Raw genomic sequence first — 21,763 nt, 5'->3', positions numbered from 1 at the left:
TTTCGGCCGAGTTGAAGCAGCGGAAGGCGGAGCATGGCAAAGGACCAAGTCGCAGAGCGGATGAAACGCAAGGATTACGAAAAAGAGCTCGAAAAGCTCCAGGTCGCACTTTGCCATCTCCAGGATTATGTGAAGGAAAACAAGCTTCGGGTCATCGTCCTGTTCGAAGGCCGCGACGCGGCCGGCAAGGGCGGCACGATCAAGGCGATCACAGAAAAGGTCAGCCCGCGCGTATTCCGGGTGGTGGCGCTGCCGGCGCCATCGGACCGCGAAAAGACGCAGCTTTTCTTTCAGCGCTACATGAAGCAGTTTCCGGCCGGCGGCGAGATCGTGATCTTCGATCGGAGCTGGTACAATCGCGCCGGCGTCGAATATGTGATGGGGTTCTGCTCGCCAGCCGAGCACGATCGTTTCCTAGCGCTCTGCCCGCAGATGGAAAAGTACGCCATCGACGGCGGCATCATCCTGATCAAGATCTGGCTCGAGGTCGGCATGGACGAGCAGGAGCGCCGCTTCAACGCCCGCATCGACGATCCGGTGCGGCAATGGAAACTGAGCCCGATGGACCTCGAATCTTTCAAGCGCTGGTATGATTATTCGCGGGCACGCGACCTGATGCTCAAGAAGACGAGCACGAAGTACGCGCCTTGGTACATCATACGCTCCGACGACAAGCGGCGGGCGCGGCTGAACTGCATCGCGCACATCCTGAAAGCTATCCCCCACAACCCGATTAAGAAGGACAAGGTGAGACTACCGAAGCGCTCCGACAAGGGGCGCTACAATGACCAGGCCAGCCTGCGCGGGATGAACTTCGTCGCGGAGCAGTATTGACCAGACGATCGGGCCGCGCTCGCGGTGCGGTCCGATCCCTCCGTCAGATCGATGCTGCTGAAATTGTCGTAGTTGTTATTGTAGGACCCGTATAGGCGCCCGCGGCGGCCGCACCGACGGCGGCAGCCCCGTAAGCCGCGCCTCGGTAGCCATATGGCGGATGGCCTCCGGCATAGCCAGCAATCGGACGGCCAGGACGATCTGCAACGGGGTAACCGGGACGACCCGGGCGACCGGCGATTGGATGGCTCGGCCGCGGACGTCCTGCGTAATGGCGTTCGCCCCTGCCATGAATCCGTACGGCGTGAACGGCGCCGCCACGGAAACCTCCGGCGCCTTGCCCGCTCCACCGCCGCGATAGCCGCCACCGCCGTCCCGGCGGGCATAGGCATCATCGGGAATGAGTGTTGCGGCTAGAAACGAAGGCCGCAGCAAGGGACTGGAAGACAACGAAGCATGACATGTCCTCCCTCGATATGGGTGCCGTGATCCGCTTTCGACGGCGCGAAATGCGATTGGCACCCGAACCTGCCGCTGATTTGGGGCCGCTTCCCTGGCTTACGTGCATGAGAGAAGCAGCCGCCATTCAAGCTCGGCGCCGCGACCGCCGAAGCGGCGCGACTGCGGCTCTACCGCTTCAAACTTATCGTCACGCCCCCCACAGCAGCTGACAGCTCGGCTCCGACTTTCGGGCCGCTGAGCTGCAGAATCACACCGTTGCCGTTTTGCAGCTGGACGGCACCTGCGCCGGCGGCGATGGCACCGCCCGCACCGCCCACAGCGTAGGAGCCTTCGATCGACTCCGGCCCCCTCAGGTTGAGCGCGCGACCGACCAGCTTGGTGGTCGATGCCCCGATCGTGAAGCCGACGCTCATGCCCGAGACGGTGAAGGGATATTTGTGGCCGCGCAGCAGCAGAACGCCTTCGCCGCCACCGACGCCGACGATGAAACCGCCTTTGGTAAAGACAACTGCGACCTGGCCCGTGTCTGCCCGCGATGGCGTGCTGGAGCACGTGATCCCTGCGAGCAAGGCGGCGAGATTGCATACGTGGCAGACCTTCTCATGACATCTCCTGATGCTAAAGACTTGTTGACCTATGGCGCCGCTTGGCGGCGAAACTGCTGCATCTACCGGACACCGGCCAATATCTGGCTTGACCGACGGGAACGCGATCCGGCGCCCCGATCCCTCGGCAATTGATTTACCTCCTCGTCGCCGACCCCGACGCTTCATACACGTCTCGATAGCCGCGAGCGATCAGTCGTACGCCGCGTCCGATTTGCTCATAGGCCTCGTCAGGCAGATTTGCCAGGGACACGCGAAGGGACCAGTTGGGCGCTTCGAATCCGCCGCCGTTCAACAGAACGATTCCGTACGCTTCGGCGAGACGGAAGGCCAGATCGAGCGGGTGAATGTTCTTCTTCAGGTACTCGACCGCATCGTCACCGATGTTCTTTCGTGCCCAGAACTCGAAATCGATCAGGCCATAGTAGGCGTCGAAGTTCGGATTTCCGGCCAAATGAAGGCCAATGCTGTCGATCAGTGTCTGCGCTCGCCGATGAACGATTTCCTTGCAGGCCTTCTGGTACTGCTTCTCGGTGTCCATCATCTCGGCGAGAGAGAACAGACTCATCATCACTTGCTGCGGCAGCGACAGTCCCGCCGTGTGGTTGAGTGCCACATCGCGGCTGTCGGCGACGATGCGGTCGATCATTTTGACCTTGCGCGGCTCGAGTGTCAGCGCGCCATACCGCTTGTCGAGCGCCTTCAGCTCTGCGTCCGGCAGCTTGGCAATCATCTTATCGAAGATGTTGTCCTCGTGAATCGCGATCGCCCCGAGCCGCCAACCGGTGCAGCCAAAGTATTTTGAATAGGAATAGACACCGATCGTGTTGTGCGGCAATTCGCCGAGCAGGGAACGAAAGTCATCGACGAAAGTGCCGTAGACGTCGTCGGTCAGCAGCATCAGATCCGGACGCTTCGTCTTCACCAGGTTCGTGATTTTGCCGATGGTTTCATGGCTCATTGCCATCCCGGTCGGATTGCCGGGATTGACGATGAAGAAGGCCTTGATCTTGGGATCCTCCAGCTTCTTGATTTCCTCGTCGGTGTACTGGAATCGATTTTCCTGCGGGGCTCTGACATGCACGACCTTGAGGTCGTAGTCCTCGAGGTGTGTCATCTCAAGATAGGGCGTGAAGATCGGCGTACCCAGCGCAATCGTGTCGCCAGGCAGCAAAAGCCGGTTGGCTTTCAGCGATTTGAAGATATAGCACATCGCGGCCGTTCCGCCCTCGACCGCATAAAGATCGAACTTGCCGGATGGTCGCGGCTGGCCGCACATGGCCCACATGAGATACTCGTGCACGATCCGTTCATTGTGAACCAGCATGCGATCGGGGACCGGGTAATTGTCTCCGATAATCAAATCTACGAGTTCGTGAACGAAAGCATCGGCGTTAAACCCAAACATCTTGACGGCGAACTTCGTCATCTCGGAGAGAAAGGAGGCGCCCGGCATATCCGAATGCTTGCCGAGCCAGGCCTCGAAACGGCCCGCAATGCCGCCGGCCTGCGGCATTCCGCCGATCCCGGCGGGATGCTCCATCACGCGTTTGCTCTCGCCAATCGCAAACTGGCCAAGCAGGAAAAAGCCTTCGCGTGGCGTAGTCGCGATCCAGTTGGGATTCCCGCGGCCAGCGTTCAGGAAAGCTGCTTGAGTCGTCTTGGACGTTTCCTTCGCGAGATTGATCAGCTCGTCCTTGATCTCGAAGGGGCTCAGAGCCTCGAATTTCTTCAGCGTCATAATGTCAGCCATCACTAGTTCCTTTTGTCCAGAGAGAGAGGCGCTAGGCTATTGCGACAGGTTGAGCAGTTTGGTCCGCGTTCCCGCTACGTCAGCAGCATCACGAGCACCATGCCCCAGACGGTCAGCAGCGTGTTTCCGACGGCGTAGGTGACGGTGTAGCCCAAGCCGGGAATCTGGCTCTTGGCCCGGTCGTTGATCATGCCGAGCGAGGCCGTCGTGGTGCGCGCGCCCGAGCAGCACCCCAGCACGATGGCGTCGTCGAAGCGAAACAGGTACTTGCCGACGTACATGGCCAGTATCAACGGCACTGTGGTCACAGCCACGCCCCAGAGAAACAGGCTGAACCCAAGCTGCTGCAGCCCAGCTACGAATCCCGGTCCGGACGAGATACCGACCACCGCGATGAACACGTTCAGACCGACTGAGTTCATGAACCAGACGGTAGGTGAAGGAATTCGTCCGAAGGACGGGTACACGGAGCGCAGCCATCCAAAGAACAGGCCAGCGATTAACACGCCGCCGGACGTCGATAGTGTGAGGGCACGCTGCCGGCCTTGTAGACCAGCGCGCCAAGCAGTGCCCCGATCGTGATGGCCGCTCCAATGAATGCCACGTCCGCCACGTCGGTCGCTCGATCTGCGTAGCCCAGCATCTTGGTCGCGGTCGCCACGTCCGGCGTCCGTCCGACGATGGTGAGGATGTCGCCCCGGTTCAACTGCGTACCGGCCAGAATTGGAATTTCAGTCGCGGTCGCACCGCGGACGATCCGTCGCAGAAAAACGCCACGGGCGGCCGGCATGTTCGCCAGCTCTGCCAGCGTCTTCCCGTCGACCTCCTTGCTGCTCACATAGACGTCGACACCTTCGATCGGGACCGCCAGCAGCCCCCGGTCATCGACTTCTTCGGCGCCTTCACCAAGCAGACTCACCAGCACGTCGCGGCGGCCGGCTACCGCAACGATATCCCCTGCGTGTACTACCGTGTCTGCCGTGGCCTCCAGGATATGTCCGTCCCGCCGGATGCGTTCCGCAAACACACGATGCTCCGGAAGCAGCGCCTCCACTTGCTGTACCGTCTTGCCGACAACCGGCCCGCGCTCCTTGACGCGAAACGCACGCAACTCGAACTGGTGCCATGCTGTGCCGGCGCCGCCAGCCTCCTGCTTGCCTCCGTACCGCATCTCATAGCGTTTGCAAGCCGCCTCCAGATCGATGCCCAGCAGCGCTGGGCCAACCAAGGCAAGAACAATTGCCGACCCGATCGTTCCGAAAATATACGTAACCGCATAGGCAACCGGCATCGCATCCAGCAGCTTTTTGGCTTCCTCAGGCGACAAGCCGAGGCGGTTGATGGCATCGGAGGCCAAACCCATCGATGCCGAAATCGTCTGCGAGCCAGCATAGAGCCCGGCAGCCGACCCGACGTCATAACCCGCCAGCTTTGCACCGAGGTACGCGGCTCCAAGACAGAAGAAGCAGACCACTACGGCAAACAGCGCCTGCGGAATTCCGTCCCTCGCTATCCCACGCACGAATTGTGGTCCGACGCCATAGCCGATCGCAAAGAGGAACATCAGGAAGAACGTCGGCTTGAGTGGACTGCCTATCTTGATTTCAAGCTGGCCAATGATCACAGCCGCAATCAGCGTCGCGGTTACGGCTCCCAGACCAAGGCCCTTGTAGGTGAACGAGCCGAAGTAGTAGCCAAGTGCGAGCGACAGGAAGATGGCTATCTCCGGGTAATTGCGAAGCGTCTGCACAAACCAGTCAATCATCATGTCCCTCCTGTGGCTGTGCTACTATTCCGCGGCGGCCTTTATCTGATGCGTGGCCGAATGCCGCTCTCCCATCTTTGCCAGGGCTTCCGGACGCACCAGCTTCAAGCCTTCTTTGGCGTCGTAGCCATGGATTTCCTTCACATCGAGCTTGCGCATGAAGTCGATGGTTTCCTGGGTGATGACCTGACCCGGCACCATGATCGGGAAGCCCGGCGGATACGGGATCACGAAACTGGCGGAGACGAGGTCGGGACCGGCCTTGAGGCGACGGTCGATCTCGGGGTCGGCGAGCCGGATATATTCGCATCCCGCCGCGTCATAGGCCGAGTAGAAGCCGCTGCGAATATCGCCCTCGTTGGTCTTGGTGCCGGCATCGCCACGGAAACTGTCGTGGAAATACGAGAAATTCGGCAGGTCCGGCACGTCGGTCATCAAGCTCTTGACCCGCGCATCGAAGGTCTTCTTCGCATTGGCGCCGCCCTGAACCAGCCCGCGGTCGACCTCACCCGCGATCTCCGCCAGCACCCTCACGAGATGCGCGACGTCGCTGCGGGTGTTGTTAATGTTGGACTGGAACAATACCGAGTTGCGTGAAGTCTTGTTGATCTGGATGTTGTAGTCGTTGGCCAGGATGCCCTTGAACTGCGTGCCATCGTAGCCGGCGGTACCGCACACCAAGGTCATGCGAGTCGGATCGAGGCAGAACTCGTCGTCGTCCAGGCTCTTCAAGAGGTTCGCCCAATTCACGCCAGGGGCCAGATAGTCGGTGAAGCCGGTCTGGCGGTATTGCGCCGGCACCATCGCATCCGCGCCGAGAATCCGGAAATATTTGGAAATCAGCGGATTGTTGTTGACCGCCTGGCGGATGGCGAATGCGATTTCGATCGCATTGGCCACGAGACCATAGCCTTCGAGCTCCATCTGGCGCCGCGAGACATCAAGGCTTGCGATGAGCTGCTGGTTCGGGCTGGTCGATGCGTGCGTGAACACCGCTTCCTTGAACTGCTGCTCGACGCTGTGGAATTCGACGTCCTTGACCGACAACATCGAGCCCTGCCGGATCGCAGACATCGACTTGTGGGTCGAGTTGGTCTGGTAGACACGCAATCGGATCTGGCCCGGGTCCGGGATCAAGCGAGTCCTGAGCAGCACCTCGTCCGAAGGGGCCTTGCCGAGTTCGGCCTGTTGCTTCTCGTAAGCCGCGACCGACCGCGGATCGTGCATCCAGGTCTCGATCTCGTTCGCGGCTCCCATCGCGGTCCGCCGCCGCAAGAACGGCGAGAAGCGTGCAAAGCCGAACCAGGCTTCGTCCCACAGGAAGATCAGATCGGGCTTGATCGCTAGGCATTCCTCCATCACCCGGCGGGTGTTGTAGATGTGGCCGTCAAAGGTACAGTTGGTCAGGTCAAGCATCTTGACCCGGTCGAGCCGGCCGTCGGCCCTGGCATTCAGCAGGGCCTGCTTGATGGTCTTCAGCGGCACCGCGCCGTACATCGAATATTCGGTCATTGGGAACGCTTCGACGTAGATCGGCTGGGCGCCGGCCAAAACCATGCCGTAATGGTGCGACTTGTGGCAGTTACGATCCACGATCGCGATATCGCCTGGCCCGAGCAGCGCCTGGACCGCCATCTTGTTCGAGGTCGAGGTGCCGTTGGTCACGAAGAACACGCGATCGGCGCCGAGCGCGCGTGCCGCCTTATCCTGCGCCTTCTTGATAGTGCCGGTCGGCTCCAGCAGGCTGTCGAGGCCGCCGGTAGTCGCGCTGCTCTCGGCCAAGAACAGGTTCAAGCCGTAGAATTCGCCCATGTCGCGGATCCAGTCGGACCTGAACACAGACTTGCCGCGCGCGATCGGCAGCGCATGGAACGTCCCGATCGGGCGTTGCGCGTATTTCTTGAGATTGTCGAAGAAAGGTGTGTCGAAGCGATCCTGGATGCCTTCGAGAATGGAAAGATGGAGCTCGAGGAGCTCTTCGATGGAGTAGAATATCCGCCGGACCACGTTCGCCTCGGGGTTCCCCGCCATTTTCTCGACGTCGCGATTCGACATCAGATAGACGTCCAGTTCGGGACGTACCCGCTTGATGATGTGCGCGAGCCGGAGCGCAGACGCGTCCGACTCGTCATTGATGCCCGCCGCGGCGGTCATCGTGCGCAATATCGGGGCGTCGTGACGCGAGCGCAGGCCGAACCCTTCGTTGATGACCACGGCCGCGATGTTGGGGTTGAGCATCGTCGCGCAGAAGGCGTCTTCGAGGCTGCCGACGATCACCGGCTCATAGACGAAGGAATCGATTGGCCGTCGCAGCTTGCGCCATTCGGCGGCGAGCGCCGGCCACTGGCTGGAGGCGACGCCGGTGACGATCAGTGTTTCGAAATACGGCCGATGGCTCTCATGCGATCCGAAAGTCGAGAACACGAGCTCGGGGGCATCACCATTGCCGTCATCCTCGGGATTCCAATCGCCGGCATGCTGGCGAAAGGATCTCGTCATCAGGGCCTGGGTGATGCGTGTCGCAAGACCAAGTGTACCCGCCGCATCTCCGACCGACGCCGCTTCCCGCAAAGCCGCCATCAACTGCAGCCCCGGATAGCCGTGAAACTCCTCTATCACGGAGAGATCGGTCAGCGCGGCGTCAAGCTTCGCACGGTCGCCGCCGCGCGCCCATGCCTTGGCTGCTTCGACCAGATCGCGCCAGTCATCCGCCCGTCCGCCGGGCCCGGAAATGAACTGATCGATGCGCTTTTCTGAAGACTTGGCGTCCTTGGACATGGCTCTCTCCGGATCTTTGCGAGATCGCAGCCGGATCGTAATGCCCGCTCACCTCGGTCTGTTGATCCAAGTCAACGGACGCGCGCATCTTGAAGAGGCCCGAAACATGCCGCGATGCAATATCGTCCGAACCGGTTGCCCGCGGCCGATTGCGGGCGGGGAGATCGGATCAGAGCTGGCCGGGCAATAAGCCGGCCGGTTTCTCGAGTATGGGATCAGACGATTGCTTGCTTTCACCGAGCACGCTGTCGACACGAGCGAAGCCAAGCCGCACTGTCCGTCTTTTTCCGCCAGTCCCTCAGCCCGCAGCAGATCGCGCAATTGTGCGTGCGCGCCGACGATGCAGAAGGCGACATGCGCGGAGGCGAGTTTGTCGTGGAGGTCGTGCAACATACGTGTCCCAGCCAAATCGATGTAGGGCGATGCGGAGAGATCGCAGACCACAAGCCTGATATCGGCTGACCTCAGCAAGGCATCCGAAACTGCCTGCAGGATTGTTTCGGCATTGATGTAAAGCAGCGAGGCTTCCGGTCGGAAGGCGATGATGCCGACCAATGGCTCGACGCCTTCGTGCCTCGCATCATCGGAGTAGCGACCGGTACCCCGGAGCCGACCGAGGAAGGCCACATTCGGACGTGAGGCCCGCGCCAGGAGCAGGACAATCGAAGCAATCGCCGCCAGCAGGACGCCTTGCAAGATTCCTTTAGAGCAACACGGACACCAGCGCAATCGCCGCAGCGTAAAAGTCAATGCGGCTGACTTGCCACATCCGCAACAGCGCGCGGATATCCACCAGTCTGTAGACGGCAGAAAAGACGATCGCCGCCAGCACCGTCTTGGGCAGATTCGTCAGGGCTCCCGTGAAGAAGAGCAGGCACAGCGCCAGCGTCGTCGAACAGACGACCAGCGCCAGCGGCGTGCGCGCCCCGGCATTATCGTTGACCGCAGATTGCGACAGTCCGCCGGCCACGGGGTAGCCGTGGCCGAATGCGGTGACCAGGTTTGCCGCGCCGAGCCCCAAAAACTCCTGCCGGACATCAAGGGCATAGCCATGCTTGGCAGCAAAGCTGCGGGCGGCAGAGACACCTTCTATGTAGGCCAGCAGCACGCATCCCGCGGCCAACGGGAAAAGTTCGTCCGGCTCCAATAGACCCAAGCTCGGTAATCCGATCGCCGGCAATCCGTCGGGAATTTTGCCGGTGACCGGCACGCCGCGCGACGGAAGCCCAAGCAACGTCGCCACGACGATCGACAGCGCCATGATCGTGAGTCCGACCGGCCGTCCCGGCAGACGCCGCTCTCCCCCAGTAGCGACAGCAGGGCGATGGCTCCGATCGCGAGAACCAGCCAATTGATGTCGCCGAGCTGGGCCGCGAGCTTGACGGCGCGATCGAAAAAATTGTGACCGCCTCCGGTGACGCCGAACAGGCTCGGCAACTGGCTCATCATGATGGTGAGTCCGGCGCCTGCCTTGAAACCGACCAGAATACTGTCGCTCACCAGACGGACGAGAACGCTGAGCTTGAACAACCATGCGATCAGACAAAGCAGCGCCACTGCGCATGCGGCCAAGCTCGCGATCTCGGCGTATTTCACCGGGTCTCCGCCGGCCAGCGTCCCGACGGTCGCCGCAATCATCAGCGAGATCGCGGAGGTCGGACCGATCGCAAGCTGGCGGGACGACCCCAGCAGCGCATAACCGATGCCGCCGAGCATGTAACCGTAGATGCCGATCTGGGGCGGCAGGCCCGCCAGGGTGGCATAGGCCAGCGACACCGGAATGGCGTAAGCCGCGAGCGTGATGCCGGCGATGGCGTCCGAACGCATCCAAGCGCTGTGATACTGCGCCAACCAGCTTGTAGGCGGAAACAGGACGATCCAGCTCCATTTCCGCCCAGAAGACATCAGAGCCTGCCCTCCTCGCTTGAGACTTCGCGGAGCAACAGCACGACCAGCAGTGCGACCACGGGGAAACCGAGCGCCAGATTCGGGATTTGCTTCGTCGCGAAAGCGGCCACAGCCGCCCTGAGACCGAAGGTGACGCACAAGGTGGCGAAAATGCCGGGGGACGGAGCGCCCCAGCGCCGGAGGCCGCAGCGAACAGGCCTTCAATCGCCTGCCGCATGTTGCCCGTGATCATGACGGAGCTGTAGAGCACGCCCTCGCCCCTCGTAAAGACGGCACTCTGCACGGCGGCGACGAAGGAAATGCCAAGCGTTCCCGCGAGCTCCGGCAGGCCGTTGTGCAGAATGGCGATAGTGATCAGCAGCAGGATTTCGATCAGCGTACCGATCGCGCTGGCGCGCGCTCCGGTTGCCCGGCGCAGCCATGCCGCGACCAGGATTCCGGCCGCGAGCGCAAGGATCGGCGGAACGAAGTGCAGCGCCTTCGTCCAGTTTCCGATCGAGCCATAGACCCACGGCAGCACAAGATTTGCGGTCTGGGCATTAGCCATCACGCCGTGCATGATCCACGTATAGGTGTCGATATAGCCGCCGGCGAACGCAAGCAGCAGCGCAATCAGCACCGTTTCGCCGCGGCGGATCGACGAAGCAGCGGCAGTATCCATCGTGCTCATGTCCGAAGGTCGGCTTTGAGTCCTGAGGCTCCACAGGGCAACGCTTACCGCCGACCAGAATTGATCTGGATCAAGTGGCGTCGGCTTTCGGTAACCAGATTTGGCCCAAACTGCTGGAGGGAATGCGCCATGATCACGGTCAGGTGGATAATCTCGGCCGCGCCGGAAATCTTCTTGCTGCTGTCGGTCGCGCTCGGCTCCATTCTTGGCCGCGTCCGGATCCGCGGCTTTTCGATTGGCACCACGGCGTGCACGCTCATCGTGGCCGTCTTGATCGGGCAGCTCGGCACCTTCACGTTTCCCTCCTGCTCAGGGTCATTCTCTTCAGCCTGTTCGTGTTCACGATAGGCTATCGGTCCGGACCCGAGTTCTTTGCCTCGCTGAGCATCCGGACCCTGGCTCAAGTCGCGCTCGCGCTCGTGCTCGGTGGCACCGGTCTCATCATCGTTCTCCTGTTTGCCCATGTGTTCGCGCTCGGTCCCGGCACCGCGTCCGGACTTGCTGCGGGAGCCCTGACACAGTCGTCGGTCATTGGTACCGCGTCTGGCGCACTAGCCCAGCTCGGACTGCCGAAAGAGGTGCTGCAGCAACAGGACGCTAATATCGCGGCCGGCTACGCCGTCACCTACGTGCTCGGCTATATCCTCACGCTCCTGTACGTGCCGTTCGTCGCGCCGAAATTGATGCGGATCGATCTGAAAACGGAAGCTGCAAAGCTCGAGGCGGAGCTTTCGGGTGGCAACCCGCCACAAACTGAGAATCTGCATTATCGAAAATTCCAGGCGCGTGCGTACCGGGTGTCGGCAGCGGCGGGACGGACAGTCGGCGCCCTCGAAGACGAGATCGGCAGCCGCAGCGTGATCGAGCGGATCGTGCGCCAGGGCGCTGACGTCGAACCGCATCGCGACGCCGTTCTTGAAGCGAACGACGACATCGTCATCGCAGGTCGTACGGCGGCCATTGTCGCCGCCAAGCCGATAGTTGGCACCGAGATCGACGCCGACGAGATCCTGAAGGCTCTTCCAGGCAACGTGGTCGACGTCCTCGTCGACAATCGCAAGCTCCATGGCCGCTCAGTTAAGGAGGTGGCCGAACGCGTCGGCGACGCTGCGCGCGGCGTGTTCCTGCGCACCTTGACGCGGATGGGACGCCAGGTCCCCTTGAGTGCGGACACCCGCGTCTATGTCGGTGATGTCATGACGCTGGTCGGCAGCACCCGCAACATCGAGCGCGCCGCCTCGCAGGTTGGACAGATCCTGAGCTCCGAGAACCGAACCGACATCGCATTCCTTGCCGCAGGCCTCGCCGCGGGTCTGCTCGCCGGTCTCGCGAGCGTCAAGATCGGGTCGGTGCCTCTGACTCTGGGTGGCGGCGGCGGTGCCTTGATAGCGGGACTTTTCTGCGGCTGGCTGCGTTCGCGGCGGCCGACCATGGGCGCAATGCCGCCTGCAGCGCAGCAAACGCTGAGTGACCTCGGGCTCGGCGGCTTTATCGCGGCGATAGGGCTCGGCAACGGCCACGCGGCGTGGGTCGCAATCCAGTCGCACGGCATGTTACTGGTGGGCATGGGCTTGGTCGTCACTCTGGTGCCGCTAGTCGTGACCACCCTGTTTGCTCATCGCGTGCTCCGCATGAATCCCGTCATCATCTGCGGTGCGCTGGCCGGCGCCATGACGGTCGACGCTGCCGTGACGGGTGCCTGTGAGGTTGCGGAGAGTCAGACGCCGGTGCTCGGCGTTGCCGTGCCTTACGCCGTTGGCAACGTCGTCTTGACCGTGCTCGGCCCGATCATCGTGGCCAGCACTTTCGGCAATTGAAGGAGGCGTACGTGAACTCCCGGCACGATTTGGGCCTAAAAGGGATATGGACGGCGTTGGGCATCCTGGCCTGCCTTCTTGCTCCTACACGCGCCGAAGAGAACGCCCGCATCCAGGAGGAGGTCTGGGCGCTCCCGCTACCCCTGCCAATGTTCGCATATGTGGTTCGGCCCATCGGCGACGGCCCGTTCCCGCTGGCGATCATGAACCACGGCGTCTCACTCAAACCGGTTGACCGCAGCTTCTTCCCGCTGGTGGAGTTCCGCGACGCCGCGAAGTGGTTCGCCAAACGTGGCTACCTGGTGGTTGCACCGGTCGGCACCGGCTATGGCGCAGCCGCAATCGACATTCCCGAGCACGGTCTCTACGGGCCATTCTTCTCCAAGGTCGGAAACTGCACCAATCCGAACTTCCACGATGCCGGACGTGCCGTGGCGCAGGTTGATCTGTGGATCATCGACAACATGGTCGCTGAGAAACGCGTTCTCCCAAGGGATGTCATTGTCATCGGACAGTCCGCCGGCGGCTGGGCCTCCATTGCGCTCTCCAGCGTGAACCCTCCGCAGGTGAAAGCGATTATTACCTTTGCAGCAGGACGCGGCGGCCGAGTCGAGGGCAAACCCAACAACAATTGCGCCCCGGACAAGCTGGTTGAAGCGACTGCCGATTTCGGCCGGACCTCGCGGGTGCCAATGCTGTGGTTCTATATCGAGAACGACACGTTCTTCGGCCCTGCCCTGTCGAAGCGCATGCATGAGGCCTTCACAGGGGCCGGCGGCAGGGCCGAATACCATCTGATGCCGCCCTTTGGCAGCGAAGGACATTTCTTCATCGGCTCGCCCGACACGATCCCGATGTGGTCACCACTCGTCGAACGATTTCTTGACGTGCAGAAATAGCCGCAGAGGCTGGCGTGGAGGCAGAACATGATTGACGCAACTTCAGTGCCTTCGCCTGGGCGTGCGCTCGCCTCCGTGTCGATATTGTTCGCGGCGGCTCTTGCCGGACCAGCTTCGGCGCAGAATACAGCCGCGCCAAAGCCGACCCCAGAGGCAAAGTCCGCCGAAATCGCACCTCGCGGGCAGCGCGAAGCCAAGGACATCACCTATAGCGACTGGAAAAAACTTTGCGTGAAGCCTGGAGGGACGCCGATGCTGTGCCGGACCTCGATCACGGGCAGGTTTTCTACGGGGCAGATGGCAATCCGCGTGGACCTGATCGAGCGTGACGGTGATCCCATTGCGCGCCTGCAAGTGTTTGTTCCCGTCGGCATGTATCTGCAAAGGCCCGCCAAGCTGACGATCGATGGGGCAAACGTCCAGTCATTGCCTTACACCTGGTGCCTTACCAATGCCTGCATTGCCGCCGATGCCGCGGATCCCAAGTTCGTGAAGGACATGGATGGCGGCAAGGCCCTCGTGCTCGAACTCACCGATTCCAACCTTCTGTCTTTGACGACATCGTTGCCGCTTGCGCAGTTCGCCTCCATTCACAACGGCGCGCCCGCACAGACGCTTGATCAGGACATCGACGAATGAGCACGCGACAGCGGATCAGGCGCTCTTGCCGCAGGCGCGTTCAACCGTTTCGATCAGCTCGCTCGCCGCGAAGGGCTTGCTCAAATAGGCCGTACACCCGGACTGGATCGCGGCCGCTTGGTTTGCTTGGCTATCGTTGCCAGTGATGTAGATGACGGGCACTGTAGCGCCCTCACTTGCCAGCTTGCGCCGCAGGGCGATACCCGACTCGCCGTTCAGGTTGATGTCCAGCACGAGGCAACACGCGTCTTCGAGACGGCCATGACGAAGCAATGCACCGGCGGACTCGAAAACAACCGCGGTAAAGCCGTGGTTCCGCAGCAGGCGGTCCATGCTTCGCAGCATCGATGAATCGTCATCCACAACGTATATTGATCTGCGTGCAAACAATGGGTGAGCTTTCTCATCGGAAACGCTGCACTCGCCTGGCAACGGCGAGTCGCCGCAAATGTTCCTGCGCAAATCCAAGCGCCAACTTGGCAGTCGTTCCCAGAATCTGTCAATAACATTTCATATTGTCCTATCGTACAGGTCTCATGGTGAGATTGACGCCATCCAACCAAACAGTCCGACGGTTCAGATCGGCTACGAGCTCAGAAGTCCGAGCTGCTCGGCGACGGAGACCAGCTCGGCCAGGGATGGCACCTGCATCTTTGTCATGACCTGGTGCCGATGCGCCTTTACGGTGCGCTCGGTGTTTCCAAGCTCGCACGCGATTTGCTTGTTGATCTTCCCGCGCACGATCAGATCGAAGACCTGCCGTTCGCGCCGTGTCAGAGACGTCAAACGAGCACGAAGTGAATCCAGTTTGCTCTGTTGGCCGCGCACCACTTCCTGCCGAGCCAGTGCGCGCTCGATCGCTCCGATCAACTCTTGCGGAGATACTGGTTTGGTCAGAAAATCTTCTGCGCCGGCCTTGATCGCGCGAACAGTTGTTGCGGTATCAGCATGTCCTGTCAGGAATACGATCGGCAACGGCGAAGGTCGTTGGGCGAGGCATGCTTGCAACTCGGGTCCGCTCAGGCCCGGAATCTGCACGTCCAGCAGGATACAGCCCGGATGTTCGGAGCCCGGGGGTCCTCGAGCAATTGCTGCGCCGACGCGTAGGTCACAACCTCATAGCCCGCAAGCTTGAGCCGACGCTGGATGGCGGTGCGAAACGATAGGTCGTCGTCGACCACATAGACGAAGCCAGGCAATATTTCCTCCCGACCTGTTCGTGCAAGCAGAAAGCTCAACTGCCCGCGCAAGCCTTAGAAGCAATTCGAGGCGCCTCGTACCCCGCGGTCACATTAAGAAAGCAGCCCGCCCGCAGTGGTACGACCTCAGTGGAACGCACGACTCAATCCGATGCCCGCGCAATCCGACAGACGTTCTGACAGGTTTCTCATTCAGCGCACGATCGCCTTCCCTGTACCATGGTACAATGCACCTACAGACAATAGTTGCAAAGCCTGCTTTTAGCCTAAACAACCTTCGCGGGAGGGGTGATTTATCGGCGGCTCCTTATTCCCGGTGATGAAAATAGCTGCTCGCGGTTGTCGCGTCAGCACGAGTTCGGGAGTTGGCCATGCTGGTTCGCAACGCTGCCGACGCTTCCTCGCGGCATCATTCACTCCGCGAGCTTGGCCTGAATACCAGTTCAAATCCGATCATCAGTTTGAACGAATTTACCTATAAAAAAGCCACGGAAATCTACGGCGAGAAAGAGCCGGCCGAGTACGTCTATCAGATCAAATCAGGAGCCGTGCGAAGCTACAAGCTCTTGTCGGATGGGCGTCGCCAGATTGGCGCCTTTCACCTGGTTGGCGACATCTTCGGGCTTGAAAACGGCAGCGAGCATAGATTCACCACGGAAGCGATCGTCGACACGACCGTGCGCCTGGTCAAGCGGCAGAGCCTCGAACTCGTCGCAGAAGGCGATGCCATGGTTGCCCGAAACCTGCTCTGCATGACCACCAGCAACCTTCAGCATGCGGAAGACCACATGCTGCTGCTCGGCCGCAAGACCTCGCTGGAGCGGGTCGCAGCCTTCCTGATCGAGATGGACAAGCGGCTGACGGCTGCCGGCATCATGGCGCTGCCGATGTCGCGGCGTGATATCGCCGACTATCTCGGATTGACGCTGGAAACCGTCTCGCGCGCACTGTCGCGGTTGCATGAGCTCGGCATCCTCGGCTTCATCGGAAACAACCAGCGCCAGATTGTGCTGCTGGACAGGCCGCAGCTCGCTAGCCTCGATCTCCAAAACTAGACCCATGCGCCGCAATCGCGGCGAGATGTTCGACCGTCTTGCGCAGCACCTCGAACAGAACCGCGGTCGACCAGCCGAACATCAGGATTCCGTTCATCGCTGTCATAGGCCCCGTCAGCCGCCACCCCTCCACCGGAGTGATGTCGCCATAGCCCAGCGTGGTGTAGTTCACGAAGGTGAAATATAGCAGATCGCTTCCCGGAGGCGCCGCGCCGACCATGGCATAGGCCAGCGCCCAGATGAGAACCTCGACAGTGTGCGCAACCATCAAAATGACAGCAGTCGTGACCATCACCGCCATCAAGTGCGATCGGGGCCGCGCTGTGTGCTTCAATCCAGCAGTGCGGGCGATGTCGATCGCCGCAACAGTCACCAGCGCGTGAATCATGATGTTGATCACGCTGATAAAGGTGCCGAGCAGGAATTGAACCGCCATCGCGTGCACTCACTGTGGACTCGCCCATACCGTTGGTTTGGTCGGCCAGCCTTGCCATCCAGCGAAGGGGATGATGTGGCGCCTTGATGCAGATCAAGCGAGCATGGCAGCCTACCCTCAACATCGCTCCGCTGAGATCCTTCGCCGTTTATCCGCCTACCGGAACTGCAATCATGAGAGCTATCTCCGTCGAAGAAGCCATCGCGATGATTCCCTCAGGCGCGAGCATTATGGTCGGCGGGTTCATGGGCGTCGGGACACCGGAGCGCCTGCTCGACGAACTGGTGCGGCAGAAGAAGACGGGCCTGTCGTTGATCTGTAATGACGCAGCTATCCCCGGCAAAGGCGTCGGCAAGCTGTTCGACACCGGGCAGGTCTCGCGGTTGACCGCAACGCATATCGGCCTCAACCCAACGGCACAGCAGCAGATGCTGGCCAACACGGTCGCCGTCGATCTCATTCCTCAGGGAACATTCGTCGAGCGCATTCGCGCCGGCGGATGCGGCCTGGGCGGCGTTCTGACCCCGACCGGCGTCGGTACGCTGGTTGCGGAAGGTAAGCGTGAGATCGAAGTCGACGGCAGGTCCTTCCTGCTGGAGACGGCCCTGCGCGCGCAGTTCGCGCTGGTGCACGCCTTCCTGGCCGACTACTTCGGTAACCTCGCCTACGCACTGACTTCGCGGAACTTCAATCCCGCCATGGCGATGGCCGCCGATACCGTGATCGTCACAGCGGAGAACATCGTGCCTGTCGGCGTTATCGCGCCGGATCACGTCATAACGCCGGCACCGCTCGTCGACTACCTCATTACGAACTGGTGACGTCATGGATCCGCAGACCCTGATCGCTCGGCGCGTGGCCAAGGAGCTCCGGAGCGGCGACCTCGTCAATCTCGGCATCGGTATCCCTACGCTCGTCGCAAACTACGTTCCGGCCGACCTGAAGGTGTTCTTCCAGTCGGAAAACGGCCTGATCGGCACCGGGCCGATCCCCGAGCAGGGCTTGGCACATCCGACGCTAACGGACGCAGGCGGACGCCCGATTAGTGCGCTACCCGGCGCAAGCACCTTCGATAGCGCGATGTCGTTCGGATTGATCCGCGGCGGCCATGTCGATGTTACCGTGCTTGGAGGTCTCCAGGTCGATGCATACGGCCATCTCGCCAACTGGACAATTCCGGGCAAGATGGTGCCAGGCATGGGCGGCGCAATGGACCTCGTCAGCGGCGCCAAGCGCGTCATCGTCGCCATGCAGCACGCGGCAAAGGGCAAGTCGAAGATCGTCGCGAAATGCACCTTGCCGCTAACCTCGGCGCGCCCTGTGAACCTGGTCGTCACCGACATGGCAGTGATCGGCTTTGCCGGGGGCAAGGCGACGCTGCTTGAGACCGCGCCGGGCGTCACGATCGGCGAAGTCATGGCGGTGACGGACGCCGACCTCGTCATTCCTGACTATGTCCCGGAAATGATGATCTGACCAGGTGATGGACATGCGGATTTTTGGCGATTTCAACGAGATCAGATCCGCCGTCGGCACCGAGATCGGTGCCAGCGACTGGATCGAAGTCACGCAGGATCGGATCAACAGGTTCGCGGAAGCAACCTGCGATGAGCAATGGATCCATGTCGACCAGGAGCGTGCAAGGAAAGAGATGCCCGGAGGCACCACCATCGCCCACGGGCTGCTGTCGCTGGCGCTTGCGCCGATGTTCATCCGCTCGGTGGTCGGGCTGAATGGCCTGCGTAACACCCTGAACTACGGCGCGGACAGGATCAGGTACCTTTCGCCGGTCCCGGCGGGTTCGAAGCTGCGCGGCCGCGTCACCATTGCCGAGACGGAGGACGTGCCTCCTGACGGCCTGCGCGTGAATTACCATCTCGTGATCGAGATCGAAGGCGGCAAACGGCCGGCTTGCATCGCCGAGCTGATCGCCCTGCACTATCGCTGAGCAACGCGCCGGTCTCTCCTCAATCGATGATGTGATAACCGCCGTCGACGTAGAGAACGCTGCCCGTGATGAGCTTGGCGCCGTCGAGCGCCAGGAACGCAGTGGCGTTACCGACATCGTCGATGCTGACGAGGCTGCGCGACGGTGCCTTCGATTGCGCCCTGTCCATCAGCTCGTCGAACTCCGGAATGCCTGAGGCCGCGCGTGTGGCGAGCGGACCAGGCGAGATCGCATGCACGCGGATGCCTTTCGGCCCCAGCTCGGCCGCGATGTAGCGCACCGACGCTTCGAGCGCGGCCTTCGCCACGCCCATCACGTTGTAATTCTCGACCACCATCTGGCTGCCGTAATAGGTCATGGTAAACATGGTGCCGCCGTTCTTCATCAGCGGCTCGGCCAGATGCGCCATGCGCATGAACGACCAGCAGGACACCTCCATCGTCTTCAGGAAGCCATCGCGGCCGACGTCCACCACGCGCCCGTGCAAGGCTTCCTTCGGAGAGAAGGCGATCGAGTGCAGCAGGAAGTCGAGCTGTCCCCACTCCTTCTCGATCCGTGCAAACGCTTCTTCGGTCTGCCCCTCTATCATGACGTCGAGCGGCATGAAAATGGGAGCCTTAAGCGCCTGCGCGAGCGGCTCGACGTGCTTCTTCGCACGCTCGTTCAGGTATGTGACGGCGAGATCTGCTCCGAGGGCGCGAAAGGCTTTAGCGCAGCCCCATGCGATCGACTGGTCATTGGCGATGCCTACGACAAGGCCTTTTTTTTCCTTCAGGGCAACGTTGGCATCAGGAAACACGGGAATCATGACGCCCTCTCTTGTCTCGCATCGGTCGTTGGCCTTTTCATCAGCAGCGACAGCGTATGCTGCGCGATCATCAATTCCTCGTCCGTCGGCACGACATAAACCGGAATCAGGCTGTTTGAAGCCGATATCATCCGCGAATGACGAGCATTCTCGGCCTGATCGAGGAAAACGCCGAACCATCTGAGTTGCTCCGCTACGCGTGCACGGAGCGCGGCGGAGTTCTCGCCAATGCCGGCTGTGAAGACGAACGCATCAAGGCCTTGCAATGCCGCTGCGAGCATCCCGGCGTTGAGCCCGGTTCTGTAAACGAAATAGTCGATCGCCAGTTTTGCGTTGGGACTGTCGCTGGCCTCGAGCTCGCGCATGTCGTTGCTGACGCCGGAAAGTCCCTTCAGGCCGCAATGGCGGTAAAGGAAATTCTGAACGTTGGATGCCGACATGCCTTTCTCTGAGATCAGGTAGAGCACGACGCCCGGGTCGATCTGACCAGGGCGCGTTCCCATGGGAAGCCCGTCGAGAGCGGTGAAGCCCATCGTGCTTTCGATGCTTCGCCCGCCGCTGAGCGCGCACATCGAGGCGCCGCTCCCGAGATGAGCGACGATGACTCGTCCCTTCGCAATCTTCGGCGCAATCTTTGGCAACGTCTTCGCGATGTATTCGTACGACAGCCCGTGAAACCCATAGCGACGCACGCCTTCGGCATAAAGTCCATGCGGGATCGCGTAGTGGTCGGCGACCACACTGTGTGTGCGGTGAAAGGCGGTGTCGAAACAGGCGACCTGCGGCAGCGTCGGGAAATTGGCGAGGATCGAGCGGATCGGCGCCAGATTGTATGGCTGATGCAGCGGTGCCAGTGCGATAAACCGCTCCAGCCGGGTCACGACACCATGATCGATCTGGATCGGGCGGTCATAGTCCGGCCCGCCATGAACGACGCGGTGACCGACTGCGATAGGGTGGATGCGAAGCTCGTCCCGCAGCCACGCGCCGGCGATCTCCATCGCAGCCGGAACGTCCGGTACGGCATCGATCGGATAGGCGCGATCGGCAAGAGGATTGCTCTCGACGTCGCTCGCCCGCAGGCGGGGACGGTTACCGATGCCCTCGATCTGCCCCTTGAGCTGCTGCCGCAGCATTCCTTCGTTCTCGATCGAATAGATCCGGAACTTGACGCTGGAGGAGCCGGCATTGACCACAAGGATCGTATCCATGGCACTCACGCAGCGATCGTGGGAGCATGCTGGCGCCGTGCGTGGGCATACAGGGCTGCAACCGCACAGGAAGCCATCCGTGCGCGCGGCGAATCCGCACGCGACGTCAGAACGACCGGCACCCGGGCGCCGAGCACGACGCCCGCGCCGTCAGCTTTGGCGAAATATGCGAGATTCTTCGCCAGCATATTGCCGGATTCGAGGTCGGGAACGACAAGGATCTGCGCCCGGCCGGCGACTTCGGACTTGATCCCCTTGATCCGCGCCGCCTTCTCGTCGATGGCGTTGTCGAACGCGAGCGGCCCATCGAGCACACCGCCGGTGATCTGGCCCCGGTCCGCCATCTTGCAGAGTGCCGCGGCCTCGATCGTCGACGGAATCTTGGAGGTCACTGTTTCGACTGCCGACAGAATCGCCACCCGCGGCGATTTACCGAAGCGGGCTTGTACATAGAGATCGATCGCGTTCTGGATGATGTCGCGTTTGGCGTCGAGATCCGGGAAGATGTTGATGGCCGCATCCGTCACGAAGATGGTTTCGGCATAGGCCGGCACGTCCATCACGAAGACATGGCTGATGCGACGGGCCGTGCGCAGGCCGCCGGTCTTGGCAGTGACAGCGCGCATCAGCTCGTCCGTGTGCAGGCTGCCCTTCATCAGCAGTTCGCCCTTGCCTGCATGGATCAGTTCGACGCCCCGAGTCGCAGATTCGTCGCTATGAGCGGTATCGACGATCTCGAACGGGCCGACGTCAAGACCGTGCCTGGCGGCCGTATCACGGATCTTCTTGTCGGCCCCGACCAGGATCGGACGGATAATGCCAGCCTGTGCGCTTTCGACGGCACCGCGCAGGGATGTCTCGTCACAAGGATGCACGACGACGGTCGGAGGGGCGACACCGCCCTGGCGGCCGCGATCAGGCGGTCGTATTTGCTCAAGGGCTGTGTCTGCGTGGCATCGGCTGTCATGAGGCCGCT

At 61.3% G+C, this 21,763-nt stretch carries 14 protein-coding genes and 6 pseudogenes; 8 read left to right on the top strand and 12 right to left on the bottom strand.

Translation table 11 applies throughout. The features are described from left to right. The first annotated feature begins 33 nt into the window (after positions 1-33). A complete protein-coding gene (gene ppk2 / locus ACTGJ9_RS16350) occupies positions 34-834 on the top strand; it encodes a polyphosphate kinase 2 (RefSeq protein WP_456677894.1) in 801 nt (266 codons plus the stop codon). A gap of 629 nt (positions 835-1,463) precedes the next feature. On the opposite strand, the gene ACTGJ9_RS16345 is transcribed toward ppk2, so the two are convergent. The 6 genes and pseudogenes from ACTGJ9_RS16345 to ACTGJ9_RS16320 form a co-directional block, all read right to left on the bottom strand. Continuing rightward, positions 1,464-1,865 carry a hypothetical protein gene (locus ACTGJ9_RS16345; protein WP_456677893.1) on the bottom strand — a complete coding sequence of 134 codons (402 nt, stop codon included), beginning with the start codon at positions 1,863-1,865 and terminating at the stop codon, positions 1,464-1,466. A gap of 172 nt (positions 1,866-2,037) precedes the next feature. Then, the gene (gene aspD / locus ACTGJ9_RS16340; protein ID WP_456677892.1) at positions 2,038-3,654 is read right to left on the bottom strand and encodes an aspartate 4-decarboxylase; all 1,617 of its coding nucleotides are present in this window, start codon (positions 3,652-3,654) and stop codon (positions 2,038-2,040) included. A gap of 74 nt (positions 3,655-3,728) precedes the next feature. Further along, a pseudogene (gene aspT, locus ACTGJ9_RS16335) lies at positions 3,729-5,419 on the bottom strand (aspartate-alanine antiporter). 24 nt (positions 5,420-5,443) lie between these two features. Then, positions 5,444-8,197 (bottom strand): decarboxylase, encoded by a 2,754-nt coding sequence (locus ACTGJ9_RS16330; protein ID WP_456677891.1) that lies wholly within the window; start codon positions 8,195-8,197, stop codon positions 5,444-5,446. A gap of 169 nt (positions 8,198-8,366) precedes the next feature. Then, positions 8,367-10,102, bottom strand: a pseudogene (locus ACTGJ9_RS16325) (SulP family inorganic anion transporter). After that, a pseudogene (locus ACTGJ9_RS16320) lies at positions 10,102-10,775 on the bottom strand (YoaK family protein). Before ACTGJ9_RS16320 ends, ACTGJ9_RS16325 begins: the two co-directional pseudogenes overlap by 1 nt. Positions 10,776-10,904: 129 nt before the next feature. Between ACTGJ9_RS16320 and ACTGJ9_RS16315 the strand changes: the two are divergent. From ACTGJ9_RS16315 to ACTGJ9_RS16305, 3 genes and pseudogenes are all read left to right on the top strand, one after another. Continuing rightward, positions 10,905-12,592 (top strand): annotated as a pseudogene (locus tag ACTGJ9_RS16315) (aspartate-alanine antiporter-like transporter). Positions 12,593-12,603: 11 nt separating this feature from the next. Next, positions 12,604-13,491 (top strand): alpha/beta hydrolase family protein, encoded by an 888-nt coding sequence (locus tag ACTGJ9_RS16310; RefSeq protein WP_456677890.1) that lies wholly within the window; start codon positions 12,604-12,606, stop codon positions 13,489-13,491. A gap of 27 nt (positions 13,492-13,518) precedes the next feature. After that, a complete protein-coding gene (locus ACTGJ9_RS16305; RefSeq protein ID WP_456677889.1) occupies positions 13,519-14,130 on the top strand; it encodes an invasion associated locus B family protein in 612 nt (203 codons plus the stop codon). 15 nt (positions 14,131-14,145) lie between these two features. Here ACTGJ9_RS16305 and ACTGJ9_RS16300 read toward each other — a convergent pair whose 3' ends face one another. Together ACTGJ9_RS16300 and ACTGJ9_RS16295 are read right to left on the bottom strand one after the other, a co-directional pair. Further along, the gene (locus tag ACTGJ9_RS16300; RefSeq protein WP_456677888.1) at positions 14,146-14,475 is read right to left on the bottom strand and encodes a response regulator transcription factor; all 330 of its coding nucleotides are present in this window, start codon (positions 14,473-14,475) and stop codon (positions 14,146-14,148) included. A 240-nt stretch (positions 14,476-14,715) separates the two neighbouring features. After that, positions 14,716-15,329 (bottom strand): annotated as a pseudogene (locus ACTGJ9_RS16295) (response regulator transcription factor). Positions 15,330-15,700: 371 nt separating this feature from the next. On the opposite strand from ACTGJ9_RS16295, the gene ACTGJ9_RS16290 reads away from it, so the two are divergent. Beyond that, positions 15,701-16,384 (top strand): helix-turn-helix domain-containing protein, encoded by a 684-nt coding sequence (locus tag ACTGJ9_RS16290; protein ID WP_456678542.1) that lies wholly within the window; start codon positions 15,701-15,703, stop codon positions 16,382-16,384. Here ACTGJ9_RS16290 and ACTGJ9_RS16285 read toward each other — a convergent pair. Further along, positions 16,362-16,820, bottom strand: coding sequence for a potassium channel family protein (locus ACTGJ9_RS16285; protein ID WP_456677887.1), 459 nt, complete (start codon positions 16,818-16,820; stop codon positions 16,362-16,364). The two genes, ACTGJ9_RS16290 and ACTGJ9_RS16285, sit on opposite strands and share 23 nt — an antisense overlap. Before the next feature lie 173 nt (positions 16,821-16,993). Between ACTGJ9_RS16285 and ACTGJ9_RS16280 the strand changes: the two genes are divergently transcribed. Genes ACTGJ9_RS16280 through ACTGJ9_RS16270 form a run of 3 tightly spaced genes read left to right on the top strand, consistent with a single transcriptional unit; the run spans position 16,994 to position 18,768 of the window. Continuing rightward, a complete protein-coding gene (locus ACTGJ9_RS16280) occupies positions 16,994-17,641 on the top strand; it encodes a CoA transferase subunit A (protein WP_456677886.1) in 648 nt (215 codons plus the stop codon). A 4-nt stretch (positions 17,642-17,645) separates the two neighbouring features. After that, the gene (locus tag ACTGJ9_RS16275) at positions 17,646-18,296 is read left to right on the top strand and encodes a 3-oxoacid CoA-transferase subunit B (protein WP_456677885.1); all 651 of its coding nucleotides are present in this window, start codon (positions 17,646-17,648) and stop codon (positions 18,294-18,296) included. Positions 18,297-18,309: 13 nt separating this feature from the next. After that, positions 18,310-18,768, top strand: a complete 459-nt coding sequence (locus ACTGJ9_RS16270) for a MaoC family dehydratase (protein WP_456677884.1) — start codon at positions 18,310-18,312, stop codon at positions 18,766-18,768. 19 nt (positions 18,769-18,787) lie between these two features. Here ACTGJ9_RS16270 and fabI read toward each other — a convergent pair whose 3' ends face one another. From fabI to ACTGJ9_RS16255, 3 genes and pseudogenes are all read right to left on the bottom strand, one after another. Then, positions 18,788-19,576 carry an enoyl-ACP reductase FabI gene (fabI, locus tag ACTGJ9_RS16265; protein WP_456677883.1) on the bottom strand — a complete coding sequence of 263 codons (789 nt, stop codon included), beginning with the start codon at positions 19,574-19,576 and terminating at the stop codon, positions 18,788-18,790. Further along, positions 19,573-20,787 (bottom strand): acetate/propionate family kinase, encoded by a 1,215-nt coding sequence (locus ACTGJ9_RS16260; RefSeq protein ID WP_456677882.1) that lies wholly within the window; start codon positions 20,785-20,787, stop codon positions 19,573-19,575. Before ACTGJ9_RS16260 ends, fabI begins: the two co-directional genes overlap by 4 nt. Before the next feature lie 5 nt (positions 20,788-20,792). After that, positions 20,793-21,754 (bottom strand): annotated as a pseudogene (locus tag ACTGJ9_RS16255) (phosphate acetyltransferase). Positions 21,755-21,763: the final 9 nt, after the last annotated feature.

Origin of the sequence: Bradyrhizobium sp. RDM12 (genome assembly GCF_051917485.1) — a bacterium.
Classification (GTDB): Bacteria; Pseudomonadota; Alphaproteobacteria; order Rhizobiales; family Xanthobacteraceae; genus Bradyrhizobium.
This window is presented reverse-complemented; position numbering and strand designations above follow the sequence as displayed.